The following is a 21,876-nucleotide window of genomic DNA, read 5'->3' on the forward strand; positions in this document are numbered from 1 at the left end:
ATTTGTTAGTACCATACAATTCGCTGTATACAGTGCAAATGTAAGGTTTGAAAATTAATTTTGTCCTCAGAAACTGAAAATAAACATCAGTTGGGTAACAATAGCGCTCACGTTCCCCCGAAAATAGTATTAACAGGAAAATTTAAAAAAATGGAATTTACATCACCCATCAAACAAATCATCAGTCATTTAGAAAAAATACAGTCATTTAATGTACAGAATCCGTTGGATGATACCCGGAAATATCTTGATACGATGTCGCTTCAGCTCAACGGAAAAAAAGAATCCGTTGCAATGATCGAAGAACTGAATATTCCTATCGAAAACCACCAGATCCCGATCCGGATCTACCGTCCGAAAGGAAAAACGACTCAGAAATCATCAGGTATTGTCTACATACATGGCGGATGGTTTATTGCCGGTGGTTTTGAAACCCATGATGCTGTAGTCCGTAAACTGGCCAATAAAACAGGATCAACAGTGATATTCGTTGATTATCGCTTGGCTCCCAAACATCCTTTTCCTGCGGGATTAAATGACTCTATTAATACCGTAAAATGGTTGGTTGACCATGCAGAATCCCTGGGAATTGATAAAAATCAGATCGGAATTATAGGTGACAGTGCCGGTGGAGCTCTTGCAGCCAGCGCTTCCACTCAGATTGGAGAACTTCTGAAGTTCCAGATACTGATCTATCCGGCAGCTGATAATCAACTTAGTACTCAATCATGGGAAATCTATGAAACAGGCCCGGTTTTAAATAAAGAAGGAGGTATCCAGGCCTGGAACTGGTATTATCCTGATGGTAAAAACAATCCGGATCCATTGGCAGTTCCTATATTAATAAAAGATTTCAGAAATACACCATCTACATTGGTTCTTATTGCCGAACATGATGCTTTAAGAGACGAAGGAGAATTGTTAGCACAGCATATGAAAGATGCCGGGATTTCTGTTCGTACCAGTTTTTACAAAGATATGGTCCATGGTTTTATGCATATGGGAGAAGTATTGAATGAAGTGGATCGGGCAGCCAATGAAATGGCAGCTTTTGCCCATCAACACCTTGAAATAGCTGTAGAAAAAGAAGCATGAAAAAGTACGCCTACATCGGATGCTTAGGATTCATTGCGGTCATCACAACAGAATTCGGAGTAATAGGAATCCTGCCACAGATTGCAGAACATTATCAGATAGGAATTGACAAAGCCGGTTGGCTCCTCAGTGCTTTTGCACTGATTATTGCATTAACGGGGCCTTTTATGACCTTGCTGATGTCCGGATTTGACCGTAAAAAAGTGATGTTGACCGCTATTGCGATCTTTCTGTTTACGGCTGTGGTTTCGGCGATGTCGCCACCGTTTTGGCTTCTGATGCTGGTGAGAATACTTCCTGCATTTTTACAACCGGTCTATATTGCCACGGCCTTGTCTGTCGCAGTCTCTGGAGCAGATCAAAAACAGGCGAATAAGCTGATGGGAATTGTCTTTATCGGGGTAGCTCTGGCTATGGTGACTACAGTTCCTTTTGCGACGTGGCTGGCCAGTATATGGATATGGGAATCTTCATTCATCGTGCAGGGGATTGTGAGTACAGTAGCTTTAGCCGTGATCTATTTGCTGCTTCCCGCAATGCCTGTGCAGGAAAAAAAATCTTATAAAAGTCAGCTCACGATTCTGACTAAACCTACATTTATCATCAGTACAGCCATGAATTTTTTCATGATTACCGCCTGGTTTTCTACCTACAGTTATTTTGCCGACTATCTGAATAAAGCGAAAGGAATGGACGGAACGATGGTTAGTTACATGCTTTTTCTGTTCGGAATTATTGGTGTGTTTTCAAACTGGATTGCGGGAAAAATGTTGAGCTGGAATGTCCCGAAAACGACCGCTCTGTTCCTTTCCGGAACTGTCATTATGCCGTTCTTACTGTATTTCTCCGGAGACAGTCTGCCTGCGAATATCATCAGTATTGCGGTTTGGGGCTTTCTTTATTCTCCGAGTTTTCAGAATGCGTCCTCCTACATGATTTCTTCCGTCCCGGATTCTCTTGAATTTGCCAACAGTTTAGCGACTTCCTTTGGAAACCTCGGAGTAACTCTGGGAACAACCCTGGGAGGCTGGATGATTGTGGCCAAAGGAGCTTCATACAATCCGTGGATAGGCCTTGTGTTTGGGATTTTAGCATTTTTGATGATCATTCTGAGAAGTATTCTGGAGAAAAGAGCTGAAAAGGAGAAGATCATTATTCCGTGTCCGTAATATATTGTAACAAATTTTGTTACATTGGCGAAAAGCAGTAATTTTGATGGATTAATTAATTTCATCAAAAATTAAAACAAAAAAAATGAAAATAGAAATATGGTCGGATGTTATGTGTCCGTTCTGCTATATCGGAAAGAATAATTTTGAGCAGGCTCTTGAAAAACTGCCGTTTAAAGACGAAATCGAAGTAGAGTGGAAGAGCTTCCTGTTAGATCCTAGTTTAGATGCTTCAAAGCCTCAGAATACCGTTGAATATTTTAAAGAGAAAAAAGGTTTTCCTGCAGAACAGGCATCCCAGATGATTGGTCAGGTGGCTCAGATGGGGAAAAGTGCCGGAATTGATTTTAATTTCGAAAAAGCTTTGATCATCAATACATTCACAGCACACAAACTGCTTCATCTTGCTAAAAAATACGGTAAGGCCAATGAAATGGAAGAAGCGCTTTTCATTGCTCATTTTACCGACGGAAAAAATGTTGGGGATATAGAAGAACTTGTTTCTCTTGCTGAGAATTTAGGGATTGATAAGGATGAGGCGAGACAGGCTTTAACATCAGATGTATTCGATTCTGAAATTAACCAGGATATTCAGGAGGCTAAAAACAATGGTATTTCAAGCGTTCCTTTCTTTGTTCTGAATGGAAAATACGCTGTATCCGGAGCACAACCTGCTGAAGTTTTTGCAGATGCTCTTCAACAGACGTATAAAGAAACGGTAAGCCCGTTTAAGGATCTTTCGAAAGAAGGAGGTGCATCTTGTGATACGGATGGATGCAGTGTCTAATAATGTATGGAAGTCTGAAGCTGGAAGAGGGAAGTTATTGAGGTTCAAAATACAGAATGACAATGCCGTTTTATTAAATTTTTAAGGTTAATTCCTTAAATCGCTAAAGTTGCCTGCCTCTTCCAACTTCCTGATTAGGTTAAATTTTTAACCACAAATAACACTAATAGATTCACGAATGTCACTATTGAATGTCAGCAACATTCGTGGAATTTGTAAAAAAGATTATTGACATTAGTGTTTTCAATGAAAAATAATTTAGCATATTCAGTATAAAAACACCTCAACCCGGGGTGTTTTTTTGTTCAGTACAGATTATAAAAAACAGGAAAAAGGTTCCCGTTTTAGCCGTTCAATGCTTATTTTTGTTTAAATATTTATGTTCAATGATAAAAATCAATACCGATTCTCATTATCCGGTTTCTGAAACGCTGTTTGTCTTTGCTTTGGATTCGGAGGCTGGAAAGGCTTTTGAAGGAAAAAATAAACTGGTGACAGGAATAGGAAAAGTAAATGCTGCGATTGAACTGACCAGAGAAATTCATTTAAGAAAACCCAAACTGATCGTTAATCTGGGGTCTGCAGGAAGTAAAAGCTTCGGGAAAGGTGAAGTGGTCTGCTGTACAAAATTTATCCAGCGCGATATGGATGTGAGAGGTCTCGGCTTCAGTCTTTATGAAACTCCTTTATCCGGAATTCCGCCTGTTTTGGAATACGGTCTTCAGATGAACGGACTGGAAGAAGGAATTTGTGGCAGCGGCGACAGTTTTGAGATGAATCATTCGGAAACGGATTATAATATTGTAGATATGGAAGCCTATCCGCTTGCACTCATTGCTAAGAAAGAAAACATCCCTTTCCTGTGCCTGAAATATATCTCCGACGATGCAGGAAGTGATGCCGCAGACGACTGGGCGGTTCAGGTACATCTGGCTTCTGAAGCGTTTAAGAAAATATTATTTTAACAAAAAAGAAAAATGGCATCAATTATCATTAATACAGCGTCGGCTGAAGATCTTGAAACCATACAGGGTCTGGGTAGACAGACATTCTCTGAAACCTTTGCAGAAAGTAATTCCGAAGAGGCTATGAAAACGTATCTGGATGAAAGTTTCAATACGGAAAAAGTAAAATCAGAATTAGCCAATGCCGATTCTCATTTCTTTATCGCCTGGGAAGAGGACAATCCTGTTGGCTATCTAAAATTAAATTCCAGAGCGGCACAAACTGAACTGAAGGATGATGATACTTCCCTGGAAATAGAGCGTATTTACGTCAAAAAAAGCCACCACGGACAGAAAGTAGGGCAATTACTGTATGACAAAGCATTAGAAAGCGCTCAAAGTCTTGGTAAAAATTATCTCTGGCTTGGGGTGTGGGAAAAGAACCTGAGAGCACTGAGTTTTTACAGAAAAAATGGTTTTGAGGAATTCGGAAGTCATACTTTTACGTTGGGAAATGATGATCAGACCGATCTGATGATGAAGAAAATTTTAGATTAATAACCATCAGCTTTGAAAGAATTTTTAGAAGAAATCAATTCCTATTACCCATTATCAGCAGAAACAGTTGAGGCCCTGATCAATATCTGTACTGAAGAAAAATTCAGTAAAAATGATCTTCTTCAGGAAGCCGGAACTGGCGCGAGATATTATTACTTTATAAAATCTGGGCTGGTGGGCTATTATACTGTGGATGAACAGGGAGATTCTGTGTATAAAATTTTCTTTGAAGAAAAGAGTTTTGTTGCTTCTACTGCGGCTGTGATCAAGGTTAAACCCAGTGATTTTAATATTGTTGCCCTTGAAGACTGTTCGGTGATCAAATATCCGGCAAAGGCTTTCAGAGAGTTGATCAACCGGTATCACGATCTGGCATTATTTCAAATTCATTATCTGGAAAAAAATTGGGTCGTAAAAAAAGAACCGCTGGAAATTTCTTTAAAGCATGAAACAGCCAAACGGCGCTATTTACAGTTATTGCAGAATAAACATCTGCATGACCGTCTTAAACAGCATCATATTGCCTCTTACCTGGGCATTACACCCACTCAGCTGAGCCGCATAAAAAAAGAAATAAACTGACAAAAGCTTCAACATATGTTGAGGCTTTTTTATTGTATCGGCCGCATATTTGTACCGTAATCAAGAACAATTGGATGGTAGCCAGCCACAACGTGGCGATTTAGCCTAAGATAGGATGCAGTCCTATCAGATTTAAAATTATATCCTATGAAAAATATAGTAAGCATTGTCTGTGTATTAACAGTCTCTGCACAACTTTCCGCACAGAAAATCATTCATAAAGAAGTGTTCAGTGCCAGAATGAATAAGAACATTAAAACCATTATCATTACACCGGATGTGCAGCAGGGCGCAACCTATCCGTCGGTTTATATTCTTCACGGGTATAGCGGAAATCCAGACAGAACGATCAAGCAGGATATTCCTGATCTGGTTCAGAAAGCACAAGAGTATAAGATGATCTATGTCTTGCCGGACGGAAATTTCAATTCATGGTATTTAGATAGTCCGTTGGTTAAGGATTCACAGTATCAGACTTTTATCGGGCAGGAGCTTGTAAATTTTGTCAATAAAAACTATCCTGTGAAAAACGACAGAAAATTTCGAGGTATTCTGGGATGGAGCATGGGAGGTTATGGCGCTGTGAACATTGGTACGACATACAATAAAACGTTTGGCATCGTTGGAAGTTCTTGTGGCGCTTTGGATCTGGCCTCATTTGGAGAAGGGTACACAAAGTATCAGGTAGATAAAGTGGCGGGTCCTGTGATCTCTTTAAATCCTAAATTTTTTACAGATAATAAGTTGAAGACAATGGCTTCAGCTGATCAGCAGTACATCTTTGACTGCGGGACAGAAGATACCCAGATGATCGGCATGAACAGAAATTTTCATAAAAAGCTGACTGATCTTAAGATTCAGCATCTATACATTGAGTCTCTAGGAATCCATGATCCTAAATACTGGAGCAGATCTTTATCTGAACAATTGACTTTATTTGATCGGTTTTTTAAACCATAAAATTGAGTTTATGTAAATTACTATATCTATCTTAATTATAGTGCTTTATATTATTTCATTTAAAGCTGAAATCTATATCTCCTAACCATTTGAAGGTTTTGAACCTTCACATGGTTAAAAGGCTCAAATCTTTAAACCATTAAGATTAATTAGGATGATAAGAATAGTTAAGAAAAATCAAATGATTTTTTTAAGGCATACCTTTAAAAGCAAAGCTCACCTTAATTATCTCAAAAACTTAAATGCTCTTAATGGTTTAAATATTTTCTTCAGGTTAAAAAAATATTTGGGGAAGCTGTTTAAAAACTAGAATAAAAATGATCATATTATAACCCAGAGAAATCAAAAATTTTCAACGAGTTCATTAGCATTTAATAAACGATCTGAAATTTTATCGCAGATAAAATCCTTGCGCCTTACAGCATCATCTTTTCAAATTTCTTTGCGGCCTTTTGCGCTTTTCCAACAAAAAGTTTAAAAAAGTATTCAGCAAAAAAAATCCTTTTAAGCACAAGGCTTAAAAGGATCCATCATAATTATTATCAAATAAATATCTAATAGAACATTTTAAATGTTTTCGAAATTTTTACCCAAATGTTCTTCTATCACAAAGAACGGGTCTTCTGTAAGTGTGTGGGCTCTCATTTCCATCAGGCTCACTTTGCTCATCATACGGAGCATAATTCTTCTTTGGCATTCGTGTTCTACGCCGTTGATGTTTCTTACTCCGGCACGGAAAGCTGATCTTCCGTGGGCACATAAGTGGTTGTTCACCAATATCACATCTCCAGCCTGTGGCGTGAACCCTGAATAGATAAGATCTCTTGCCTCTTCCCAGAATTCTGTCAGATGGCTGTGGGCATCATCAGTCTGCTTAATGCTTGGGTTGAATAGCTGTTCGGCAGCATCAAACCTCATAAAAGGCAGTTCATAATTACCATACAACACGGCATCCAGTTTCTCTTCTTCCTCCATACCGGTCTCTAAATTGGCATCTTTCGGTATTTTATACATACGCTCAAAAAGAGGTCTGAAATTTTCCCCGATAGCTCCGTGAGAACGGATAGAGTATAGGGTAGAAGGTACCTGCTCTTCATTACGGATATACATAAAGCTTAAAAAGTCTGCCTGGTGTTTCAGGAAGGCATCTTCCGTATGCACATAAAGATCTGTTGCAGACCCCGATCCTGTCTGTGTTTCTCTCATTTTCTCGTCAGGGATAATCGCATGCATTAATCCTCCTCCTTTACGCTGAGAATAGTATTGTACAGGTTTCGATGGAAGTGCTCCGTGAATCAAAGCACACGCAAAACCATAGATGTTGAATTTAGAATAATCCGCAGACTGCCAGTTCGGTGGTGTATTCCCGATACTTTCCTGATCGATATCCATTAATCCTCTGAATACCAGAGCTCCATATTGATTTATTGAGAAGTCGCTGGCAAAGTCAGCGGCTATATGTAGAATTCTTTCCGGCAAAAAATAAGAGGCCAGTTGATGAACGTGAGTAATGAAGTCTCTATTTTCATAGCTGCCATATTTTCTCTGAAGATGCACCGCCGCATCTTGTATCATTCTTCTTTCCTGAGAGGTGATCTCAATGACTCTTGGAAGCAGTTTTACCGCAGTAATACTGTCGTTATCTAAAATTTCTAGCGAATTCATTAAAAAAATATTTGGTGTGTTAATATAATTTTTATATTTGTTTTTAATTATTCTAAATAACAATAGCTTGGTCAAATTTAGGAATAATTTATCAATCACCAAAAAAAAACTTGAAAAAATGCAAAAAATAAAAACTTGACACTCAAGTATATACATCTATATACTATACAATATTCACACAACTTATTGATTTAAAAAATCACCTTACAAATACCATATGAACAACAATCAAATGCCCGCCGGAGAGATCCTGGGTGCCTCATTACCTCACATTTCGGGGAATTTTGGAAATATTTTTCATACTGACAATTATGATCATTATCGTTCCGCTGTAGAAGAAACTTTAGACCTTGTAGGAACTTTTCTTCACAGAAATGACAAACCCTTCAGCGGAATAGAAGCCAAAGAAATGAAAGGCATGGTACAGCAGATAGACCTTAATCAAAAACTATCTTCATACCAGGAGCTACTTGAAGAGGTAGATACTATATATGTAAAGCATGCGACTGCTTTTCACCTTCCACAATACGTGGCACACCTTAACTGTCCTATCGTTATTCCTGCATTGGCAGGAGAAATCCTTGTAAGTGCCATCAATTCTTCACAGGATACGTACGACCAGAGTGCAGGAGGAACTTTCATGGAAAGAAAACTGATCGACTGGACCGCAGAGCAGTTAGGATACAATGCAGAAACAAGCGATGGCGTTTTCACAGCAGGTGGATCACAGAGCAATCTGATGGGGCTTGTGATGATGCGCGACTGCTTTTCCCAGAAGAGATACAATCATAATATCAAGCTGGATGGCCTTCCACAGGAAGCGGGCAGATTCAGAATTTTTGTTTCTGATAAGTCTCATTTCAGCAACTTAAAGAATGCCTCTATCATGGGATTGGGCGAAAAATGTATCGTTAAAGTTCCTACAGATGAAAGATTCTGTATGGACATCGGTTTACTGAAGAAATACATTAAGAGAGAAGAGCAGATGGGAAATATTCCTATCGGAATTGTGGCTACGGCCGGAACCACAGACTTTGGAAACGTAGATCCACTGGAAGATATTGCCAATATTGCTGAGCAGTACAATATCTGGATGCACGTAGATGCGGCTTACGGATGTGCTTTATTATTGAGCGAAAAGTATCGTCATCTTCTGAATGGTATCGAAAGAGCGGATTCTGTGACGATAGATTATCATAAATCTTTCTTCCAGCCGATCAGCAGCAGTGCTTTTATCGTTAAAAACAAAAGGGAATTAAGAATCCTGAAACACCATGCAGACTATCTGAATCCTGCGGAAATGGATGAAGAGGAAATTCCTGCACAGATCAACAAATCCATTATTCAGAGTACCCGTAGATTCGATGCTCTGAAACTGTGGTTTACTTTAAGAATGATGGGCAAAGAACAGCTCTCAGAATATACAGACACGGTGATAGACCTTACCAAAGACGTAGCGTCTATGATCACTGAAAATCCTCATTTCGAACTGCTTTCCGATACGGATCTGAGCGTTCTGGTTTTCCGTTATATCAGACCTGATATTGCAGACCTGAATGCTTTGAATCAGCACATCAAAATGAAGCTTTTCTACAGCGGGGAAATTCTGGTGGCAAGTACCAAAGTAGATGGGAATTTCTACCTGAAGTTTACCTTCCTGAACCCGATCACCACGACAGAAGATGTTCACCAAATTTTAAATACAATACAATCGCATGGAGAAGACTTTGGTACAGCAAACTAAGCTTACGGAAAAAGCACAGGAAATCACGGTCAGAATCCTGCTCAACGGAATGCTTCGTGAGCTTGGAAATGGAAAGTTCTATCAGGGAGTTCCGAAATATGACGCCCTTACGGCTCAGGCGCTGGAAAACAGTACCTATCCACTTCATATAAGATTTGAATTAAAGAAAAGCGATATCTTTTTATTCGCTCCGGTTTCTTACCGTTCTGAAAGTGCTTTCCACAATTATGGAATGACTTTGTCGGTGGTTGATCATAACAATCAGAAGGTTTATGAACCGGATGTTGATCAGCTTACCGAATTGGTATACCGCGAACTTTCTGAGCAGTTCAGTGAAAAAGGCCTTGAATTATTTACCAAAAGGATTCACAGTAGCCTAAGAAATCTGGAAATGATCATGGAAGAAGGTTTACAGGATCAGGATGCTTTGACGTATTCTTTCCTGGAATCTGAACAACAGCTTCCTGTAGGACACAATCTTCATCCTTTCACAAAAGCAAGAATGGGATTCTCCCGAGCAGAACAGCTTCTTTACGGCCCGGAATTCAATAAAGGCATTCAGCTGGAGTATTTTCTGGTGCACAAAAGCTGTGTTCAGGAACAGTCGGTTTTAGAGCAGCCTTATCATGAATTTCTGAAGAGTATCGTTTCATTACCGGAAGATCTGGAAGCAAAATACCTTAAAGAAGGTGAAAAACTTTCTGATTTCTATACGGTTCCGTGTCATCCGTGGGAAGCTACTTATCTTTTGTCTATCGAAGAAGGAGCGGAAATGATCAAAGACCGTACGTTAATCCATATCGGGGCTTTTGGGGAAGAATTTTATTCAACCTCTTCCATCAGAAGTATGTACAGTCCTCAAATTCCGTGGATGCCTAAGTTTTCATTAAATGTTCTTTTAACAGGATCGATAAGGATCAATACGGAGAAAGATCTCAAAAGAGGCTACGCATCGGCTTTATGGAGAAAACATGCAGGCGCAGCATTTGAAAAGGATTTCAACCAGTTTAAACTGCTTTTGGAACCTGTAACATTAGGCGTTTATCATCAGGATAAAAATATTGAAAGCCTTAATCTTCTGATCCGCGAAAACCCATTCCAGCCGGAAGACAAAATCCTTCTTTTAGCAAGATTATGTCAGGACGAACCTGCAGACGAACAGAATTTTATCCAAAAGTTCTTTACGGATGTTTCTGAAAAACTGGGAACCAGTCCGGAAGAATCGGTGACCACTTGGTTTTCAAAATATATTCATCTGCTGATTGCTCCTTTAAACCATTTATACAGCCAATACGGCATGGCTCCTGAGGCGCATCAACAGAATCTTCTGATCCAACTGGATGATCAGTTGCTGCCGACGACTCTTTTTGTAAGAGATGCACAGGGATATTTATTAAGAGAAAGTGCAAGAGAACAATATACAGAGCTTTCCAAAACGTATCCTGAGATTGAAGATCTTTTCATCAGGGATGAGCGTCTTTTAGATATTATCTCTTACCATGTTCTGGTGAGCAATCTTTCAGCACTTGTGGCGTCATTAGGAAAGACAGGATGGGTGAAAGAAAGAACTCTGATCAATATCCTGCACAGCGAATTTGAACAGGTTCATCAAGAAATGCCTTCAGATTTTACGCGTTATGCACTTGAAAACCGTCATTGGGGAACAAAAACTAACTTTAAGGCGGTTGCCAATGAAATTGACGGAATTACAAGCGCTGCAGCCATTTCTTATGCTAAAGTTCCAAATCTTCTTCACTACCATTACTTCTCAGATCAGCTGATCCATCCAAAAGGAAAAGAAACTTTCTTCAAGCGTTATTTCCAGAAAGATGATGTCACGGTTACCATGAGACCTGTTAATCTTGATGAAGACCTTGAGATGCTTCATGAGTGGTTCAACCGTGAACACGCGATCAAAATCTGGCAGATGAACTGGCCGATTGACGAGCTGGAAACTTATTACCGTTTAATGTTGCCGGGTGATGAAGCACACAGCTACATCGTCATGAGCAACGACGAACCTACATGCAATATCGAAGTATACTGGCCGTGCAGAGACATTGTAGGCGACTATTATGATGTACTGCCTACCGATTACGGAACCCACCAATTTATTGCACCTACAGATCCGAAGAAGAAATACGTTTCTCCTTCCACACAGTCTATGGTAGATTATGTATTTGCCCAGCCTGAGGTTGGAAAAATGGTAGGAGAAGGTTCGGTAGATTCTCTGGCTTCTATGATGAATAAAGCCCATGTAGGCTTCAAAGTAGATAAAGTTATAGAAATGCCTCATAAAAAAGCCAATCTTAATTTCTGCTACAGGGAATGGTACTGGGAAAAATTCCCGCAAAACAAAGATGTAGAATTCACCGTAAAAATCACTGAACATGAATAACGACACGATATATAACGTGATCGGAATAGGTATTGGTCCTTTTAATTTAGGACTTGCCGCTTTATCCAATCCGATTTCTGAATTAAAAACACTTTTCCTTGACCAGAGAGATGGTTTCGACTGGCATCCGGGATTAATGATTGACCACGTAACCCTACAGACGCCTTTTCTGTGCGACTGCGTATCTATGGCAGATCCTACGAATCCTTTAAGCCTTCTGAACTATCTGAAAGAAACGAACAGGCTGTACAAATTCTTTATCAGGGAAGATTTTTTCATTCCACGTAAAGAATACAACCGTTACTGTCAATGGGTAGTGAGCCAGCTTCCACAGTGCCGTTTTTCAACGCAGGTGGTTGATATTGTGTATGAAGACGGACTGTATTTAATCACAACCATTCATACCAAAACCAAGGAAACAGAAGTTTTCAGAACAGAAAGACTGATCCTGGGAACAGGGACACAGCCTCATATTCCTTCGTTTATTCCGAAAGAGGATTCGCGTATTCTTCATACAAGCTCTTATCTATACCGTAAGGAAGAACTTTTAGCTCAAGGTAAAAAAATTGCTGTGATCGGTTCAGGACAAAGTGCTGCTGAGGTTTTTTATGATTTATTGCAAAGCCGTGATGAAAACACCCAATTGGGCTGGTATTCACGTCCGGACCGTTTCTTCCCGATGGAATATTCAAAACTGACACTGGAGTTGACTTCTCCTGATTATGTAGATTATTTCTACAGCAGGGATGAAGCGGCGAGAAAATCAATATTAAGCAAGCAACAGGCACAGTTCAAAGGAATCAATTACGACCTCATCAACCAGATCTATGATTTCATCTACGACCTGAATATTGATAATGCTGATCCAAACCTTACCATCATTCCAAACAGTCAGTTGGATAGAGTAGACAACAGCAATCCTGATCATTTGACCCTTGAATTCACACAATTGGAACAAGAGGTTCCGTACGAACAGGAAGCTGATTATCTGGTGGTAGGAACAGGATACCGTTATCATGAACCTGCTTTCCTGAAAAATATTCAGTCCAGAATTAAAAGAGATTCGACAGGACTATTTGCGGTCAACAGGAATTATTCCATAGACCATAACGGCGGTGAAATTTATGTGCTTCATGCAGAAGTACACACCCACAGTTACATTTCTACCGATCTTGGAATGGCGGCCTACCGTAATTCCTATATCATCAATGACATTTTGGGAAGAGAACATTATAAAATCGAAAAGAAAATTGCTTTCCAGGATTTTGATGTAGAGAAACACGCTGCTGTATCAACTGTCAAAATATAACAGAACAATGAACACCAACTTAAAAAATAATACAATCAGCCAGGAAATCTGGCTACAGGCCAACAGAGATCTTATGGCCAAGACGATTGCAGAATTAATGCATGAAGAACGGTTAAAACCTGTTGCCGTTTCACAGGACGAAGCTGGATTTACAGTCTTCAAACTGGAAACCGGGATTGAAACTATAGTATACAATTTCCGCGGACAGGAAAGGATGATGGATTACTGGCATATTGATACAGACAGTATCGCGAAAATAGAGAATGGAGTACCAACCTCAGCGCTGAATATTCCCCAGTTCTTCCTTGAAATGCAGACCGTATTCGATTTAGATGCCAATACGCTGGCGAGATATACCGAAGAATTGCTTCATACGTTATATTGTGATGCACTGATCTTATCCAGAGGTGTTATGTCTTCAAAAGAATTGGCATCAAGTAATTACCAAACGGTAGAACATCAGATGACGGGCCATCCTTGGGTGATCGTTAACAAAAGCAGGTTAGGATTTTCTCCTACTGATCTTGAAACGTTTGCTCCGGAAGCGGGAGAGGATTTAAAAGTGTTGTGGCTGGCTGCTCATAAGGACAGATCAGCGTTCCAGTCGCTGGAGCACATAGATCAGGAAGGATTTTACCGCTCTGAAATTGGAGACGAATTGTATCAGGCTTTTCAACAAAGGTTGATTGATTCCGGAAAGTCTCCTGAGGATTATAATTTAATTCCTGTACATCCATGGCAGTGGGAACATAAACTGAAAATTCACTTTGCAGGTGATATTGCATCCGGTATTTTAATTCTTTTAGGAGAAGGAAATGATGTGTATAGCCCGCAACAGAGCATCAGAACTTTGTTCAATACAGATCATCCTGGAAAAAGATATCTGAAAACCGCTGTTTCTATTTTAAGTACAGGAAATATCAGAGGACTGTCGCCTAAGCAGATGAAAATTGCCCCATCCATTACAGACTGGGTGAAAGGACTGATCAAAGGTGATGCATATCTTGAAACAAAAGGAACCATATTTTTAGGAGAAGAAGCTTCTATTGCTTATCTGCATCCTCAATACAGCGCGATTGCCGGTGTTCCTTATCAGTATAACGAATTTCTGGGAGCTTTATGGCGCGAAAGTGCTTCCAACTATTTACAGGAAGACGAAGAAATGTTTACAATGGCTTCCTTACTTTTTGTAGATCAGAATGGAATTCCATTGGTACAGGCTTTTGCAGAGCAGGCAGGAATCAGTATTCAACAGTGGATCAGAGATTATCTGGATGCTTATCTTACGCCGTTGCTTCACATTTATTACACCCATTCTCTTTGTGTAACCCCTCATGGAGAAAACATCATGGTAGTATTAAAAAACGGAGTGCCACAGAGAATTGTCATCAAAGATTTTGTGGATGATATTGTCCTGACAACAGAAGCAAGGGAGAAACTTCCTGATCATCTGGCAGACGGACTGATCCAGTCTTCCAACAAGGAAAATGTTCCTTTGTCTATACTTTTAGGGGTTTTTGATGCATTCTTCAGGTATTTATCCAATGTTCTGCATACCCATTCCAACTTTGAGGAAGAGACCTTCTGGACGCTTGTTCATGAGTGTATAGAGAACTACAAAAACCATAATCCTCATCTGAATGAGCGGTATGAAAAATATGACCTGTATGTTCCTACATTCAAAAGGTTCTACATCAACAGTCTTCGTTTGAAAAACAACGGCTACAGTGAAAATAAAGCATTTGCTATTCCAAAGAAAGACGGTGCACTGCCGAATCCTTTGTATCAGATTGCGAATAAAAACTCTGTAGCGACGGTATGAGAAAGTTTCTGCATCTTGTAAAAGAAGGCTCTGTATTTGCGTACGGAGCTTTAGCGGGAAAAAAAGTAGAACTTACCTCAGGGAGTATCAACCGTTCTATCTTCAGCCTTGCCATTCCGATGGTGATGGAGCTCGTGATGGAATCTGTTTTTGTCAGTATCAATCTTTTAATCATAGCAAGATTAGGAGATAAGGTTCTTGGACTCGTGGGAATTGCAGATAACTATATCAATTTTGCCAATGCGATTGCCATTGGTTTAGGTATCGCTGCTGCAACACTTACGGCCAGGAGAGCCGGAGAAAAAGACCAGGAAGGTATGAGCCGCACGGCACATTATATCATATTGCTGGCCTCTGCTTTTGCATTACTGATTGGCGGTCTGTCATTCCTTTTTGCTGGCGAGATCATCAGTTTCCTTGGATTCAATACAGGGATGGTAGATAACGGACTTCCTTTTTCCAAACTGGTCTTTCTTAGTATCGGTCTGGTGATTTTGCGTCTGTCCATCAATGGTCTTTTCAGAGGAGCAGGGGATGCAGATCTGGCGATGAAGTCGCTTTGGCTTTGTCATATCTCCAGTATGGTCTTTGCCGTGATTCTTGTTTTCGGATTGGGTTTTATTCCCGCTTACGGATTGATGGGATTGGCTTATGCTACCATACTATCACGATTATTGGCAGTTTTATATCAGTTCTTTATTCTTCTGACACGCAAAACCAGTGTGAATATCCTTGTGAAATTTCATCTTGATCTGCCTTTAATTAAGAAAATCCTGAAAATTACTTTTGGCGGGCTGGTTCAGTATATTATTCCTGCTTCAAGCTGGCTGATTATGGTTAAAATCATCGCAACCTTCGGGACTACTGCTCTTGCAGGATACATTATTGCGCAGAGAATTGCTTCTGTTGCCACGATGCCTGCCTGGGGAATAGGAAATGCTGCAGGCGTTCTTACGGGACAGAATTTAGGAGCCGGAAATCCGGACCGCGCTGAGAAAACGGTATGGAGAGCCGGAGGAATTAATATGACCTATCTGGTAGTAGTTGCTATATTCTGGCAGTTCGCTGCGGAATATGTGGTGACGTTCTTCACCAAGGAAGCTGAGGTAGCACGATATGCGGTACAATACATCCATGTGGTATCTATGGCTTATCTCTTACTCGGTTTTACAATGGTGATCAGCCGTGCGCTTAATGCAGCCGGCAATATTATGCAGGTAACCCTGCTGTACATGATCATGTTCTATGTGATTCAGCTTCCTTTGGCTTACCTGCTTGGGGTAAGACTTCAATGGGAACTGAAAGGAATATTTACGGCCATTGTTTCTTCGGAAATCGTACTGGCTGTACTGTTCCTCATGATCTTCAAAAATGGTAAATGGAAAACTATAAAAATTTAAAATGCACACAACAGACGAATTTTATGAAATTATCGCATCAGCAATCGCTGTGAAAAAAGAAATAGTAGACGAAAACCTTACCTATCAGGAGATTCCTGAGTGGGACTCTATGTCGCATCTGCTTATTGTAGAAGCTTTGGAGCAGTTCTACCGTGTCAAGTTTGACTTTAACGACATCCTTGAAATGGGAACCGTCGGAAAGATCCGCGAAAAAATGAAAAAATACGATGTACTCGTAGAAAACTAAGTATATGAAAATTTTAGAAAATGTAATTGCCAACAAGAACTTGTTGTTTACAGATGCTTCCACCGGTGTTTCCACGCCGGTTGGAACCCTGTACCGTTCTTTAGGCCTCAATCCTGTAGAAAAAGGGTTGATCTTTTTGTACAATGACAATCAGGTGCCCAGTATTGAAGTGATCCTCAATTTCTATGGAACCGCACATGCCATTGCTGTTTTGGGACAGAAATTGCATCCGGAATTTAAAGAACGTCTGGAAGCAGAATACCGTCCCAAATATATCTTTGATCCCTCAAGAGATGAGGTTCAGGGATATTCGTTGAAGGAGTTTTCGGAAACGGTGAAAATTTTTGCTAAAGAAGATTACCAGCCGGAAGTGACCATTCATCCTGATATCAAAATCCTTTTAAGTACTTCCGGAACCACCGGGGTTCCAAAACTGGTGAAGCTTTCGGATGAAAACCTTTATCAGAATGCCGTGAGCATCCTTCAATACATGCCTATCCTGGAATCTGATGTAGTTCCGCTCAACGTACCGATTAATTTCGTGTACGGTTTTTCTATTTTTACCACCAACTGTATGCGTGCGGGAAGAATAGTCTGTACGGACAAAGACATCATGCAGAAAGCATTCTGGGATGAAATGGAAGAGTACGGCTACAGCACGCTGGGAGGCGTTCCGTATCTGTATGAAAACCTGAACAGAATCGGATTCTTCAGAAAAGACAGCACCAGCCTGAGATACATGACCCATACGGGAGGGGTGATCAATGCAGAATTGAGAAAAACCATCTTCAATTACTGCCTTGAGTTCGATAAACAGTTCTTTGCCCAATACGGACAAACCGAAGCAGGCGGAAGAATGGCTTATCTTACCACAGACGGACTTCTTGAAGAGGAAACGTCTATTGGTACTCCTGTACACGGAGGAAGCTTCCAGATTGATGAAGAAACAGATGAACTCCTATTTTTACATTCAAGCATCAGCGGAGGTTATGCCAACAAGCTTGAAGATCTGTCTACCTACGAACAGCCTAAGCTTCTTCATACAGGAGACACGGGAAGAAGAGGGCAGAACGGACTGTATTACATCACAGGAAGAATCAAACGCATCATGAAGCTTTTCGGAATCCGTCTTAACCTGGATGAGGTAGAGTTTATCCTTAAGAATGAACTGGAAGGGAATACAGTGGTTTGTCTGAACGGCAATGACAAAAAGATCATTGTTCTGTATGACAACATCGAAATTGATCCCCAGACCATTAAAGAAACCATTAAAAATAAGCTGCGCATTAATCCGCAGTATGTACACACCGAGCACATAGAATCATTTCCATTATCACAAAACGGCAAAATCAATTATCCCCTGTTACAAAATTTACAGCATGAAAATATTTAAAACCCCTATATTACTTTTATTTCTTGTCGGTCTTCCATTATTTGTTTCTGCCCAGCAGAGTGAACGTGTTAACGGAAAGATTATGTTGTCTGAAAAGGTTCCCGTGAAGAATGCACTTTTAAGATTAGTTAATACGCCGTATCAGGCTAAGACCAACAGTTTAGGAGAATACTATTTTGATAATGTGCCACCGGGAGAATATACGCTTCAGGTAGTTTTAAATGACATTGAATTGATGCGTGAGCAGATCCGTATTGAAAAAGATGTCTTTGAAATTCCGGTGATTTATCCTGAAACAGAAAACAATGTGATTGAAGGGATTACGGTATATGCCTTCAGCAGAAATAAGTTTCTGGACAGAGACAGTACTTCGATCTCTAAAATGCCTTTGAGAAACATTGAAAATCCGCAGATGTATACAAGCATCAACCAGCAGATCCTGAAAGAGCAGTTGGTATATGATATGTCAGATGCTTTAAAAAACGTTCCGGGTATTGTAAAAATGCAGGGAAGTGCGGGTAGAGCGGGAGACGGAAGTTTCTACTACAATTTAAGAGGGTTTCCTACCAGGGTTTCTATGGTAGATGGTGTTCCTGCGACCACCAACTCAGAAATTGATCCTGCGGATATTGAGCGTATCGACGTGATTAAAGGACCTTCCGGAACGCTTTACGGTGGTGCGGTGAATTCTTTTGGAGGATTAATAAATGTAGTGACGAAAAAGCCTAAAGATTATTTCGGCGGAGAAGCTTCTTATCTTTTGGGAAGTTATAACCTGAACCGTGTGACGGCTGATGTATACGGTCCAATCACGGAATCAAGAAAGACTTTATTCCGTTTGAATGCTGCCTATCAGTACCAAAACGGATTCAGAGACTCTGAGTTCAGAAAATCCATGTTTGTGGCGCCTACATTCAGCTACCAGGTGAATGACAGGTTAAAGTTTAATTTGGGAGCTCAGATTTACACCTATGAAGGAACCAATACGCCGATCATCTTTTTGCCGAGAACCAGACCATTCATCGCAACCACTCCGGATGAGCTTGGGTACGATTGGAAAAAATCATATTCCAATAATGATATGAGCTTAAAGGCGCCTTCCATCAATGTAAAAGCTGAGATTAATTACAAAATTTCAGATCAGTGGAGCTCTCAGACTTTGATCTCAAGAAATTACAGGAAAACGGAAGGATTGTATCAGTATCAGTTCATGAGAGGAGCTACAGATAACCTTCTGGAACGTAATGTACAGTGGCAGAATGGTGAAGGAGCGTCTACCAGCGTTCAGCAGAACTTTAACGGAGAATTTAAAATAGGAAAAATTAAAAATAAAGTTCTTGTAGGACTGGATTATTTAAACCAGTCTATGAATAATAACCTTTCTCCAATTGTTGTATATGATTACATTGATCCTAAAAATCCTACAGCGCCTATAGCTCCGCCGATAACAGGTACATATGGTAATATAACCAGAGATTTGGCGTTACAGAAGATTCAGACTTCTACAGCACCTTTAGTACGAAATACGGCATCAAGTAATATTTATGGCGCTTACATTTCCGATGCAGTATATATTACAGACCGTTTGGTTACTTTGTTGAGTTTACGTTTTGACCATTATGAAAGCAAAGGACAGCTTGATTTGGTTAAGAATTCTAATTCGGGGCCATTCAATCAGAATGCATTGTCTCCAAAATTTGGTTTATCTTATCAGATCATTAAAGAGCGTTTGTCAGCATACGCTAACTACATGAATGGTTTCAGTAATTTAGCTCCGGTTGCGCAGCCACTTGCTGACTATAGTGGAGATTTCAAACCGCAGAGGTCTAATCAGTGGGAAGTAGGATTCAAAGGAAATCTTTGGAGAAACAGAGTGAATTTCACAGTAGGATATTACGATATTCTAGTCAACAATATGTTAAGAGCAGATATTGTGAATCGTGGCGGAACAAACTACAATGTCACCATCCAGGACGGAGAGCAGAGAAGTAAAGGGATTGAAATTGAAACCATCCTGAACCCTATTCAGGGTCTGAATATTATGGCAGGATATTCTTATAACGACAGTAAGTTTGTAAAAGCTGCTGCCAATGTAGATGGCCGTCGTCCGTCTTCTTCAGGTCCGGCTAATGTATTCAATTCTTGGGTGAGCTACATATTGCCGATCCAGGGACTTTCAGGTCTTGGATTAGGTTTTGGGGTAAACCGTGTGGGTGAGCAGGTTAGCGTAGACACCGTGACTACCGGTCAGTTTATATTCCCTTCTTATACTTTAGTGAATGCTTCCGTATCTCTTGAAAAAGAAAGATACAGACTAGGATTTAAAATGAATAATTTAGGAAATGCGCAGTATTTCGCAGGGCAGGGTGTTATAGTTGCCCAAATGCCTCGTAACTTTGTGGCAGAGGTTACTCTTAAGTTTTAATATGAATTCTATACTAAGAAAGACAGCATATCAATTACATCTATGGCTCGGACTAACGTCCGGGCTTATAGTTGTCATAATGGCGGTGACAGGATGTATTCTCGCTTTTGAAAAAGAGCTGAAACATGCCATACACCCCGAAAAATATTTCGTCAAAACCATAAAAAAAGAAAAGCTGCAGTTTTCCGTTCTTAAGTTAAAAGCTGAACAGGCACTTCCGGACAGTTTAAAGGTAAGCAGGGTAGAAATATCCTCAGACCCATCCAGAAGCTATACTTTTAGGTCTTTGAAAATGAATAAAGAGGCTCTGACGTATTGGGGTTCTTATATTCATTATTACAGAGTGTATGTAGATCCTTACACCGGAAAAGTTCTTGAGGTGGAAAATGCCAAAAATGATTTTTTTGAGATCGTTATGGATCTTCACCGCAGGCTTTTATTGGGGGAGAAAATTGGTAAAACTATTACAGGATATTCTACACTGATATTAGCGATCATGCTTTTTTCAGGACTGGTGATCTGGTTTCCCCGCAAAATGAATAAGAACGCGTTGAAAGGAATGTTTTTTATTAAAACATCCGCCAAATGGAAAAGGGTTAATTATGACATGCACAATGTCCTGGGATTTTATGCAGTCATTCCTTTATGTCTTATTTCATACGCTGCTTTGATATGGAATTTTGAGGATGTAGATCAATGGGTCAAAAAAACACTGAACGGAACAACAAAAACCGAACAGAAAGCCAAAAGCATCATTCCTTCCGAAGAACCTTCAGACAAAGGAAATATTTTGAATATGGTCGGAAACAGGGTAGAACAGAGCCTCGCAGATAAAAAATCTGCACTCATCAGCTTTCCGAAGACAGAAGAAGGAACTTATTATGCTGAGGTGACGTACGGAAATAAGCAATACCAGAATGAGCAGTTCAGTTTTGACCAATACTCAGGAAAAATCTTAAAACATCAATCCTACAATGACAAAAACATTGGCAATGGAACTGCGTTAAGAGAAAGAAATTATGACCTTCATACAGGAAGTATCTTTGGAATGACAGGCAGGATTTTATATCTATTTGCAGGTATGATTGCCGCTTCACTTCCTATCACAGGATTCATTATTTATATCAATAGAAAAAAGAAGAAACCCAAGAAAAAGAAAGTGAAGATATTGGTCTCCACAAATTAAAAAACAAAAAAAATAGATAAGTGTAACCTAACCGTTGCACTTTTTTTTATCCCTAAGATCTTCCAGAATTCACAAATTCATAAACTCATAAAACGCAAACATCTGTGAAAATCCGTGTCATCTGTGGTTAATTTTACATTTTTATTTACAATAAAACAAAACTGTTTTTTCTCACTGAAATTTTAATCCTAC

The 21,876-nt window shown here is 39.8% G+C and carries 17 protein-coding genes; 16 read left to right on the plus strand and 1 reads right to left on the minus strand.

What is annotated here, in order from left to right:
- The first annotated feature begins 150 nt into the window (after positions 1–150).
- From IW22_RS20125 to IW22_RS20155, 7 genes are all read left to right on the plus strand, one after another.
- Complete coding sequence (locus IW22_RS20125; protein WP_034730378.1) at positions 151–1,095, plus strand: alpha/beta hydrolase; 945 nt, start codon at positions 151–153, stop codon at positions 1,093–1,095.
- Positions 1,092–2,264 (plus strand): MFS transporter, encoded by a 1,173-nt coding sequence (locus tag IW22_RS20130; RefSeq protein ID WP_034730323.1) that lies wholly within the window; start codon positions 1,092–1,094, stop codon positions 2,262–2,264. The genes IW22_RS20125 and IW22_RS20130 overlap by 4 nt, the downstream gene beginning before the upstream one ends.
- Before the next feature lie 85 nt (positions 2,265–2,349).
- Entirely contained in the window at positions 2,350–3,051 is a 702-nt protein-coding gene (locus IW22_RS20135; protein ID WP_034730332.1) for a DsbA family protein, read from the plus strand.
- A gap of 386 nt (positions 3,052–3,437) precedes the next feature.
- A complete protein-coding gene (locus tag IW22_RS20140; protein ID WP_034730334.1) occupies positions 3,438–4,016 on the plus strand; it encodes a nucleosidase in 579 nt (192 codons plus the stop codon).
- A gap of 12 nt (positions 4,017–4,028) precedes the next feature.
- Positions 4,029–4,553 (plus strand): GNAT family N-acetyltransferase, encoded by a 525-nt coding sequence (locus IW22_RS20145; protein ID WP_034730336.1) that lies wholly within the window; start codon positions 4,029–4,031, stop codon positions 4,551–4,553.
- 12 nt (positions 4,554–4,565) lie between these two features.
- Positions 4,566–5,135 carry a Crp/Fnr family transcriptional regulator gene (locus tag IW22_RS20150; RefSeq protein ID WP_034730338.1) on the plus strand — a complete coding sequence of 190 codons (570 nt, stop codon included), beginning with the start codon at positions 4,566–4,568 and terminating at the stop codon, positions 5,133–5,135.
- A gap of 147 nt (positions 5,136–5,282) precedes the next feature.
- Positions 5,283–6,095: an alpha/beta hydrolase gene (locus IW22_RS20155; protein WP_034730340.1), complete on the plus strand. Its 813-nt coding sequence runs from the start codon at positions 5,283–5,285 to the stop codon at positions 6,093–6,095.
- A gap of 567 nt (positions 6,096–6,662) precedes the next feature.
- On the opposite strand, the gene IW22_RS20160 is transcribed toward IW22_RS20155, so the two are convergent.
- Positions 6,663–7,760, minus strand: coding sequence for a TauD/TfdA family dioxygenase (locus tag IW22_RS20160; RefSeq protein WP_034730342.1), 1,098 nt, complete (start codon positions 7,758–7,760; stop codon positions 6,663–6,665).
- Positions 7,761–7,977: 217 nt separating this feature from the next.
- On the opposite strand from IW22_RS20160, the gene IW22_RS20165 reads away from it, so the two are divergent.
- The 9 genes from IW22_RS20165 to IW22_RS20205 are packed head-to-tail and all read left to right on the plus strand — an operon-like array spanning position 7,978 to position 21,684.
- Complete coding sequence (locus tag IW22_RS20165) at positions 7,978–9,504, plus strand: pyridoxal phosphate-dependent decarboxylase family protein (RefSeq protein ID WP_034730344.1); 1,527 nt, start codon at positions 7,978–7,980, stop codon at positions 9,502–9,504.
- Complete coding sequence (locus IW22_RS20170) at positions 9,476–11,902, plus strand: GNAT family N-acetyltransferase (protein WP_034730346.1); 2,427 nt, start codon at positions 9,476–9,478, stop codon at positions 11,900–11,902. Before IW22_RS20165 ends, IW22_RS20170 begins: the two co-directional genes overlap by 29 nt.
- A complete protein-coding gene (locus tag IW22_RS20175) occupies positions 11,895–13,211 on the plus strand; it encodes a lysine N(6)-hydroxylase/L-ornithine N(5)-oxygenase family protein (protein ID WP_081873991.1) in 1,317 nt (438 codons plus the stop codon). Before IW22_RS20170 ends, IW22_RS20175 begins: the two co-directional genes overlap by 8 nt.
- 7 nt (positions 13,212–13,218) lie before the next feature.
- Complete coding sequence (locus IW22_RS20180; RefSeq protein ID WP_034730349.1) at positions 13,219–15,033, plus strand: IucA/IucC family protein; 1,815 nt, start codon at positions 13,219–13,221, stop codon at positions 15,031–15,033.
- The gene (locus IW22_RS20185; protein WP_034730352.1) at positions 15,030–16,433 is read left to right on the plus strand and encodes an MATE family efflux transporter; all 1,404 of its coding nucleotides are present in this window, start codon (positions 15,030–15,032) and stop codon (positions 16,431–16,433) included. Before IW22_RS20180 ends, IW22_RS20185 begins: the two co-directional genes overlap by 4 nt.
- 1 nt (position 16,434) lies before the next feature.
- Entirely contained in the window at positions 16,435–16,680 is a 246-nt protein-coding gene (locus IW22_RS20190) for an acyl carrier protein (protein ID WP_034730354.1), read from the plus strand.
- A 4-nt stretch (positions 16,681–16,684) separates the two neighbouring features.
- Positions 16,685–18,073 carry an AMP-binding protein gene (locus IW22_RS20195; RefSeq protein WP_034730356.1) on the plus strand — a complete coding sequence of 463 codons (1,389 nt, stop codon included), beginning with the start codon at positions 16,685–16,687 and terminating at the stop codon, positions 18,071–18,073.
- Positions 18,060–20,498 (plus strand): TonB-dependent receptor, encoded by a 2,439-nt coding sequence (locus tag IW22_RS20200; protein WP_034730358.1) that lies wholly within the window; start codon positions 18,060–18,062, stop codon positions 20,496–20,498. Before IW22_RS20195 ends, IW22_RS20200 begins: the two co-directional genes overlap by 14 nt.
- Before the next feature lies 1 nt (position 20,499).
- Entirely contained in the window at positions 20,500–21,684 is a 1,185-nt protein-coding gene (locus IW22_RS20205; protein WP_034730360.1) for a PepSY-associated TM helix domain-containing protein, read from the plus strand.
- Positions 21,685–21,876 lie beyond the last annotated feature (192 nt).

It is taken from the genome of Chryseobacterium sp. JM1 (genome assembly GCF_000737715.1).
Classification (GTDB): domain Bacteria; phylum Bacteroidota; class Bacteroidia; order Flavobacteriales; family Weeksellaceae; genus Chryseobacterium.